This window comes from Bradyrhizobium sp. CCBAU 45389, assembly GCF_028128625.1.
Classification (GTDB): Bacteria; Pseudomonadota; Alphaproteobacteria; order Rhizobiales; family Xanthobacteraceae; genus Bradyrhizobium; species Bradyrhizobium liaoningense_B.
In genome coordinates this window covers 1-8,671 of sequence record NZ_LBIY01000008.1, presented here as the reverse complement: position 1 = coordinate 8,671, position 8,671 = coordinate 1, and the positions used below count along the sequence as shown (strand labels likewise).

Annotated in this window: 4 protein-coding genes and 5 pseudogenes; 2 read left to right on the top strand and 7 right to left on the bottom strand. The window is 60.4% G+C overall.

Features of this window, described 5'->3' with window-relative positions; translation table 11 throughout:
* Window positions 1-1,042: 1,042 nt before the first annotated feature.
* A pseudogene (locus tag XH79_RS05455) lies at window positions 1,043-1,410 on the top strand (DDE-type integrase/transposase/recombinase); the annotation flags it as partial.
* Window position 1,411: 1 nt separating this feature from the next.
* On the opposite strand, the pseudogene XH79_RS05450 reads toward XH79_RS05455, so the two are convergent.
* The 4 genes and pseudogenes from XH79_RS05450 to XH79_RS05440 form a co-directional block, all read right to left on the bottom strand.
* A pseudogene (locus XH79_RS05450) lies at window positions 1,412-1,583 on the bottom strand (IS3 family transposase); the annotation flags it as partial.
* 558 nt (window positions 1,584-2,141) lie between these two features.
* A pseudogene (locus XH79_RS43205) lies at window positions 2,142-2,255 on the bottom strand (IS30 family transposase); the annotation flags it as partial.
* A 240-nt stretch (window positions 2,256-2,495) separates the two neighbouring features.
* On the bottom strand, window positions 2,496-3,533 hold the full coding sequence (locus tag XH79_RS05445) for a cytochrome-c peroxidase (RefSeq protein ID WP_442869912.1): 1,038 nt from the start codon (window positions 3,531-3,533) through the stop codon (window positions 2,496-2,498).
* 513 nt (window positions 3,534-4,046) lie between these two features.
* A pseudogene (locus XH79_RS05440) lies at window positions 4,047-4,609 on the bottom strand (IS630 family transposase); the annotation flags it as partial.
* A gap of 1,082 nt (window positions 4,610-5,691) precedes the next feature.
* Between XH79_RS05440 and XH79_RS05430 the strand changes: the two are divergent.
* A pseudogene (locus XH79_RS05430) lies at window positions 5,692-6,712 on the top strand (IS3 family transposase); the annotation flags it as partial.
* A 9-nt stretch (window positions 6,713-6,721) separates the two neighbouring features.
* Here the strand turns inward: XH79_RS05430 and XH79_RS05425 are convergent.
* The 3 genes from XH79_RS05425 to XH79_RS05415 form a co-directional block, all read right to left on the bottom strand.
* Window positions 6,722-7,411 (bottom strand): recombinase, encoded by a 690-nt coding sequence (locus tag XH79_RS05425; RefSeq protein ID WP_271580975.1) that lies wholly within the window; start codon window positions 7,409-7,411, stop codon window positions 6,722-6,724.
* An 88-nt stretch (window positions 7,412-7,499) separates the two neighbouring features.
* A complete protein-coding gene (locus tag XH79_RS05420; protein WP_271580976.1) occupies window positions 7,500-7,889 on the bottom strand; it encodes a zinc ribbon domain-containing protein in 390 nt (129 codons plus the stop codon).
* On the bottom strand, window positions 7,876-8,671 hold a 796-nt coding region (locus XH79_RS05415; protein WP_271580974.1), incomplete at its 5' end, for a recombinase family protein. The genes XH79_RS05420 and XH79_RS05415, both read right to left, overlap by 14 nt.

The following is an 8,671-nucleotide window of genomic DNA, read 5'->3' as shown; positions in this document are numbered from 1 at the left end:
TTAACGGTGAAAGTCGGCCGAGCAAGGATTTCTGCAGCCTGACCACCGACACTGCAGCCCCTGCTAGCGAGCTCGTTGCGCAAGGTAAGTGAGTTGGCGAAGGTACCTATCGCAATCGTCTTCCAGGTCGCAACGTCGCAAGCGGACCTGATAGGCTGTTCGGAGGCCGGGGCCGAGCGCGTCTTGAGCTTCAGCTGATTCTGCAAGACATCGCGGGCGGCGCATTGAGCGGACGCGGTGCTCGCGAAGGGAATGACGCAGGCGGCTTGGAGTATGCAAGCCAAAACGTAGCTGCAAACTCGCCTTGCGCTCGAACGGCCACTACCTACCGCGCACCGGGCTCGGCTTCTGATACTAGACACATGGCGATGGCTTTTTCTAGTTGGACAGAAAAGCCCGCCTCCGAGTCAATGGGAAGAACGGAGGGAAATGACGTCAATGAACATTCTCCGGCCGACTTTGAAATGCGTCCGGAGGCGGGGCCTATGGCTAGAGTATTCCAATTTCCAAATGGCAGGCGACAGTCCGTAAGCCTGATAACCCGCCTGCCCCATCAGCCCTTAGGGCAATGATGGGTCCTCAGCTTTATAAGCCGTCATTGCGATGAACTATGCGGGGCATGTCGGAGCTGTGCGCCGCTCTCTCGGTCAAGGAGTCAAGGCAAAGGTAGAGAGCTTGATACGTCAAGCTTGTGGCCACGGATAGCCGTCGACCAACAAATTTGCTGGTGTTACCTCATTGCTATGGCGAGCGCGTCGCTGAGGGCTCACCTGGGGTAACCAAATGGGGTCGGTCAGATCGGAGGTCTGACGAGACGGACGGGCTGCTCAGAAGCAGGGCTGCAATGAAACGTCATTGATCAAAATCAGATAACAGCAGGATCCATTTGGTTGGCCAAATGCTTGGTGAACCAATCGCCGGTGACTCTGTTCACGGTTGCGAGGTGACACACATAGGGATCCTAGCGTTTATAAGCACGAGATGCTTCGGTTCGCGAGCTCGATTGTAAGCGTCGAGCTGCAAATCCGTCAAGCAGCGGGACGTCTTGCTGCGGCGGGAGGGCGAGCCATCGGGCATCAACCGGATCTACCGGCTTTATCGCGAGGAAGGGCTCACCGTCTGCAAAAGGCGGGCTCGCCGCAAAGGCCGTGGGGACCCGTGCCCCGATCCTGGTCGAGGCGAGGCCGAACGCGCGCTGGTCGCTGGACTTCGTCCACGACCAGTTCGCCAATGGCCGACGCTTCCGCATCCTCAACATCGTCGACGACGTCACCAACGAATGCCTGCCGCCATTCCGGAGACGTCGATCTCGGGGCGGCGCGTGGTCGGCGAACGACGGCAATCGTCCAGCGACGCGGCAAGCGAGAAATGATCGTGTCCGACCATGGCACCGAGTTCACCTGCAACGCCAGCAGGCCCGCCGTTCCGACAGGCTCATGACAGCCTGCAGATGCGCGATCGCAGCGCGCTTGGCGGCGGGCCTTACCATTTTTTGAAAGGAGCTCGCGAAGTGCGGCGGCATCGAGCATCTGCTCGGCCAGAAGCTTCTTCAGCTTCGCGTTCTCCTCTTCCAAGGCCCTGTCCGACTTCACCGACGTGAGCGCGCTCGGCATTAAGTAGAGCTGGTCGTCTGAATTGCGCATCAGGTGCGTCCGTGCCGTTCGAGATCATCCTCAATACGCGACCACGCACAGTGCACTCTCGCGCGGTCGCCTTAGAGCAGATCGTCAGATCGCTTTGCTGGGCAGCACGAGCCAAATGTCGTCTTGTCGATGACCTACAGGCACGCTGCGTCGACGCCAGCACGCGGGAGAGCTCGGCGCTGGTGGTTCTGTCGGTGCCAAAAAGAAGGGCATGCTGTCGCTAAGTCAGGCGAATTGTTTAGTCGTAATCCGGACACGATGCTCTGGGGAAACCCTCCACTGTGCTGCCAAGCAGGTTGTGGGAGCTGAGCGCACGAGATCCAACTTGTCATTGATGGTTCGGGCATAACAGTCGCAAGCCAGCGCCGATTCAGTGTCTCAGCAGCAAACTCTTGCGCGACGCTGTGAGGAATCGCGCATCCATGGTGCGACTTACACTCTGAGGGTCAAGTTCAGCAAAATCGATGATTGGGGTCCGATCAAACCATTCCCTTGGAACCGCCGTCGCTCGGCCAACTGCTGGACGCGGATTGGTTCGTCGCCGCCGGCCCAAGCCTTCGTTCGCTTGGAATTGCGCCTAAGTTCCCGACTGATCGTGGGTGGCGACCGGCCAGGGCCGCGCTCCTCAAGGCTGAGCATCGTCCCATCGCAACAACACCTTTAGCAGGTGTTGCACTGGCATCGTGAACCGAAGCCGCCCTTCACCTTGATCCAGTGCTTCGCGATAGGGAGCAGTGCGATCTCAGAGATCGGTTCGACGAGCCTGAACGCGCTCCGGCTTGCGGCAGCTGCAAAGCGGAGCTGCGTCGCCGCGACTAAACCGTGGAACAACCAGGATAGTGAACAAGAGCACTATCTGTCTAAGGACGGTGGCGGCGTATCCTTTGTGCGCGTTGGCAGTATAGGATATTCGATCTTGGGTAACCGGCCGGTCAATGAATTAAGAAACGCAACGATATCGTTCTTCTCCTTCTCGGTGAGCTCCGCGCCGAGCTGCACCTCACTCATAATGCCTACCGCTTCCTGGAGCGTCCAAACCTGACCCGAATGGAAGTAGGGAGCTCGCAGGGCAACGTTGCGCAAAGGGGCGGCGCGGAACACGTATCGGTCGCTGAAGGCCTTCGTGACCGCGAAACGCCCCTGGTCGGCTGCGGGAAGCAGTTTGCTGTCTGGTCTTTCAATCACGCCGAACGCGAAAAACTCCTGCCCACCAATATTGATTCCGTTGTGGCAGGAGGCGCAGCCTTTGTCCACGAACAGCCGCAATCCTGCCTTTTGGTGGTCATCCAGCGCGTTGGCATCGCCGTTCAGGTATCGATCGAACGGAGCTGCTGGTGTCGTGAGCGTCGCTTCAAAAGCCTCGAGCGCTTTCGCGAAATTGTCGAAGGTGACCGGCGGTGTATCACGCGGGAATGCTTGCTTGAACTTGCCCACATAATCTTCCATCGAATTCAGTGTGGTCGTTACGTGATCCGCAGTCGCATTCATCTCGGCGCTCGCCTGAACGGGCCCCTTGGCTTGTGCCTTAAGATCCGGCGCGCGTCCGTCCCAGAATTGCGCGACATTGAACACTGAATTGTAGACGGTCGGCGCCCGCCGCGCTCCCCGTTGCCAACCGTGACCAACTGACGTTGGACCCGCGTCTACGCCGCCGGTGCCAAGATTGTGGCAGGTATTGCAGCTAATGATCCCACTCGCCGACAGACGAGGGTCGAAGAACAGCATCTTCCCGAGCTCCGCTTTCTCGGTAGTCACGGGATTGTCCTTTAGGGCGGGGATACCAGAAGGGATCGGTTTGAAGATCTGTCTGGCTGTCATCATCAAATCGTCGTTTGCGATGGCATTGCATGAGACACACATCAGAACGGTAGTAATCGATACCTTGAGCATGACGTGAGACTTCCAGGTCTTGCCGCGCCGCTACCGAACAACAGTTCTTCAGAAGAGGCGCCTGCTGCATGGATGGCTTTTGCTATGCAGGAACTGAGCCAGCGCGCGCGAGTGAATTGGTCTAGGGTTTCTGTGTTCGATGTTGGCTTCACGACAGTTGTCGTTAGCCCGACACGAACACTTCGACTAATCACGAAGCATAGCGTTTTGCCGCTCTTCGAGGAGGCACGACGCGTCTCTCCGACGAAATGCAGGGGGGCAGTGACGTCGCAGGCACCTGTCCGGGGAGCAGATGAAACCTCCCTCCAATTGGATTCGAATCGATGTCGCAGGCGTTACACTATTAATACGAGCCCGATCGAAGCTCCGCCCCGTGCCTAGCGCAGCGCCGTCAGTCCCTCCCCAACCGGCTTTCGGTCCCATGGGCCTGAAAGGGGGCTGCCAGGCTGTCACGACGGGATGAGGCCTGGCGCTGAGCTTGATGAACTTAGCTGACTGTCTGCCGGATCGCGTCTAGTGTCCTGAACCAGAAGTTCGCAACATCGCGTCGTGTTGTACCGGGGCATTGTAACGGCAGAAGCGTTCGATGGAAGCAAGGATATCATCGGCTGACTTGGTCCATCGGAACGGCTTGGGATCAGCGTTCTGTCGTTCGATGAACGAGGCGATGTCCGCCCTGAGGGCGGCTACGCTGCGATAGACGCGGCGCCTGATCTTCTAATCGGTAAGAAGCGCTCGACCTGATTGAGTCATGACGAACTGGTCAGGGTCAGGTGCACATGCCAGCGCGGCCGCTTGGCCAGCCATTTCCGGATCAGCGGGGTCTTGTGAGTGGCGTAGTTATCCATGACGAGATGGACGTCGAGTTGGCGCGGCACAGCGGCCTCGATCTCGTCCAGGAATTTGCGGAACTCGGCGGCACGGTGCCGTCCGTAGCACTTGCCGATAACCCGTCCGGTCGCAATGTCGAGGGCGGCGAACAGCGATGTGGTGCCGTGCCTTTTGTAATCGTGACTCCTTCGGGCCGGCTGGCCGGGACGCATCGGCAGCATCAGCCGACTGCGGTCCAGCGCCTGGCCGTTTCGGGCTTAGCGGCGCGTGGCAGGGACAGCGTCCGCTCCAGCGCAACCGAATGACGCCGAGTCGCGCCCGCACTGCCTACAATCCAAGGCTGATTTCCAAGTCGCCGCCACCTACCTTGATAGTTGCGCTAGGGCATTCGTCGGGGCGAATATTCGCTGACAGCTTCTCCCGGCGAGGCTGGCAATGTTGAAGTTGGCGGCACGGGGCACGGACAGCGCTTGTCTGCAATCAGGTGCCGAGTCACGTGCCCGCTAACTTCAACCACAGGGATGAACAGTGCACGTATTCGAGCGGCACATCACAGCCTACGGTCGCAAGCGCTTGAGGTGCTTGCAGCCAAACAGGCCCGCGCGGCCGATCAGTCTCTGAGCCTGGCAGATCGCCAAATCGCGACATTTGATGCCGAGGAGGCTCAGGCAGTATTAGGCATACTCGATTGCGTGAAACTCAACCCAAGCCCACGCCGACGACTTTGATGCTGTCATCAAGCAAATGAAACACGATGCGTCCGAAGCGGAAGCACGCCTGCTGAAGCTGGACCAGGCGGACAGCGAGTCATCCGTGTTGAGCGCTGCGCTCGCAGAGTCCCGCACGGCGTTCGATCGAGCCAACCACACCGCATGGAACACCTTGAAGAGGTCAGGCTCGAAGCTGTGAGACGTCCTGCTCCAAGGATGCCGCTTCGACCATCACCTGCGTAATCGCTAGGTTTCATGAAGCCGACATGCTGATCGGGAAATATCTCGCCGGGCGGCTGTGCGCCGGCTTGGCCTGTTCGTCTTTGCCCTCGATCAGCGTCTTCGAAGTCGGCACGGCCGCCTCCCCGGATTGAGTGCTGTCCTAATCTAATCGGGACACTCGCTTCCGGGAAAATAGACCCGCGCTTCTGCGACATCCGCAAGACTCGCTCGTGGAGACTGCCAGCCAGGTAGTTAGCGTGGTAAGTTTTCTCAGCAACACGACTTGGCCGCCCCCGTGGACTACCTGCCCTGACGCACTCGCGCCTCGCCAGTGACCTTGCCCATGGGCTTAATCCAGTTTGAAGTTCGTTCTGGCCCACCACAAGGACCAGAGCATGAAACCCAGCCGCTTTTCGGAAGAGCAGATCATCGGATCTTGAAGCAGCACGAGGCCGGCGTGTCGGTCGCCGATCTGTGCCGCAAGCATGGCGTCAGCGACGCCAGCATCTACAAAGGGAAGGCGGGCTGGAGATGTTGGAGGCCAAGCGGCTGAAGACGCTGGAGGACGAGAACACGTGGCTGAAGCGGCTGCTGGCCGACGCCATGCTGGACAACGCGGCCTTAAAGGAGCTGTTGGGAAAGAGATGATGACGCCAGCAGCCAAGCGGAAAGCTGTCGCCCATCTCCGAGGCTCCTTCGGGATGAGCGAACGGCGGGCGGGTAAAGCCATCGACTGCTGCCGCATGACCGTGAGATACCGAACGACCCGGGCAGACGAAACTGGCCTCCGCCAGTGCATGAGGGCGATCGCCATGAGCGCCGTCGCTTCGGTTATCGGCGGCTGCGCGCTCTGCTCAAGCGGGAGGGCTATGTGATCAACCACAAAAAGCTGTTCCGGCTCTACTGGGAAGAGAGGCTTGCGGTGCGCCGCCATGGCGACCGCAAGCGGCCGATCGGGACCCGGTTCGCCGATGACGGTGGCGATGCGCCGAACGACCGCTGGTCGCTCGACTTCGTGTCGGATCAGCTCACCGATGGCCGCCGCTTCCGTATCCTCTCACGGTCATCGATGATTGCACCCGCGAGTGCCTGGCGCTGGTAGCCGACACCTCGCTCTCCGGCAACCGCGTGGCGCGGGAGCTGGACCGGCTGACGATCGAATGCGGCAGGCCGAAGATGGCGGTCAGCGACAACGGCAGCGAGCTCACCAGCAACGCCATCCTGACATGGGCTGATCAGAGCCGTGTCGCATGGCACTACATCGCGCCGGGCAAGCCGATGCAGAATGCCTTCATCGAGAGCGTCAACGGCAGGTTGCGGGATGAACTGTTGAACGAGACGCTGTTCACGTCGCTGGCCCAGGCCCGCGTCGCACTCGGATGCTGGCGGGCCGATTACAACTGCGCATCAGAACACCCCATCTGGCTATGTAATTGAAGAGAAGAGATTTTGTTGAGCGGGATGCGATCCCGCGGGGTGATGATTTGGGTTCTGTCGCGCTCGTTCGGCGATAGATTGAGCAGCAGTTGTTGTCAGCGAGGTGCGGGCGAAGATCCAAGGACCATCCGGCAGAGGATGGATGGATTCGATCTCGCCGACTTCAGCGGCCAGCCGGAGCGTCTTGGGCGCGATCTTCAAGAGCTTTGCGGCCTTGCCAAGGTTGAGCCATGGCTCGATCCCGTCCTCCGCGGGCTTGAACACCGGGATGTGGTAGTTCGAGCGCATTGATGTGACGCGCTCGCGGGTCCAGCGATTGCCGTTGCCGGTCTTGAGGCCGTTGCGGTTGAGGAGGCCGGCAATCAGATCGTCGCTGGCGATCACCACCAGTTGACGTACGGCCTGGATGATGTCGGCAGAGGTGCTGTTGCGTTGTCCGCGCCGGCGCTTCGGCAAGCGCAACTCGCTGTGGGCGGCACCCACCCAATGGACGATGAGAACGATCTCGGACGCCACGTCGTCGATATCGGCCACGACCTCATGAATGAGGGTGCGCACAATGCGCTTCTTGAGACGAGCATCCGTCGTCGGCGCATCCCAGACCGTTTTGAGGTTCGAGGCTAGAATGCCGAACGAAGCTGGATCAGCAAGGGGTGCGGACGTCGCCACATCATGCATGGCGATCTTGGCCTCAACCTCCGCCGCGTGAGCAAGCGCCCTGTTCCAGCGGGCTTCCAGCTCACTGGCGACCAGCCGGTTCGCGGGATCAGCGGCATCGTATTGCCGGAAAGCCCTGTCGGCGGCATAGCGCGCCGCTTCGAGGTCGCGACTGAGAGCATCGCGTACCTGATCGCGCCGTTCCCTGGCTCCGTTGGCGGCAGCGTTGCGGCGGCGACCGCGCCTGGACCGACGACTCCAAGCAGTGCTTCCTCGATGGCGTCATCGACGCGCAGTCCGCCGAAGGCGATGCAATGGGCCCGCCATTGTCCATCCAGGCACGGCTGCAGCTGTAGCGCGGGATATGGCTCTCCATGCCGGAGTACCGGAGTGTGAGCTTGCGACCGCAGCGCTTGCAGCGGATCAGACCGGCCAGCAACGCGTCACCATGCTTGGGCGCGCCGTGATGCCGACTGGTGGGAACATTACTGCTGACCATGGTGCGAATCGCCTCGAACTTCTCCCAGCTCACATACCCCTTCGTGAGTGTTGGGCTTCAGCGTCAGCCATTCGTTCCGCGCCTTGCGGCGGATCTTCACGCTCACGCCCGCGGTGCTGTATCCCGCCGCCACGGCCGTCTTACCATAGGCATAGGCGCCGCCGTAGACCGGGTTCTCAATGATCCGGTGGATGGCAGAGTAGTTTGGTCGCCGCCAGGCCGTGTCGCCGTTGGTCTGCTTCACCGGCAGATCGAGATTGTACTCGTGGAGCCAGCAGAGCGCCTGTCGCGCGCTGCCCAGTTCCTCGACCTTGTCGAACACCAGCTTGATCGCTTCCTGGACGCGCCGATCCGGGTCTTTCTCGTAACGGTCGCCGGCCTTCACAAAGCCGACCGGCGCTGTCACAACCAACTCGCCCCGGCGCGCCTTCTCGTAGCGGGCCGAGAGCGAGCGCTGGCGCAATAGATCCAGCTCGTACTCGTTGAGGCTGCCCTTGAGCCCGAGCAGCAGGCGGTCGTTGCCGTGCCTCGGCGCATAGATGGTCTCTTGATCGACCAGAACGGTATCGACCGCGCGGCACATCTCGATGAGTTGCTGCCAATCCCGGCTGTTGCGGGCAAAGCGCGAGACCTCGCGGGCGCAAACCGCACCAACCTTGCCGAGGCAAACCTCCGCCACCATTCGCTCGAATCCGGCGCGTTGTATGTAAGCGCTCCTTTCTACGCACCTATGCAGTTGAGCGCGGGGATGGGATGAGGTGTCCACCATGAACGAGGTGGAC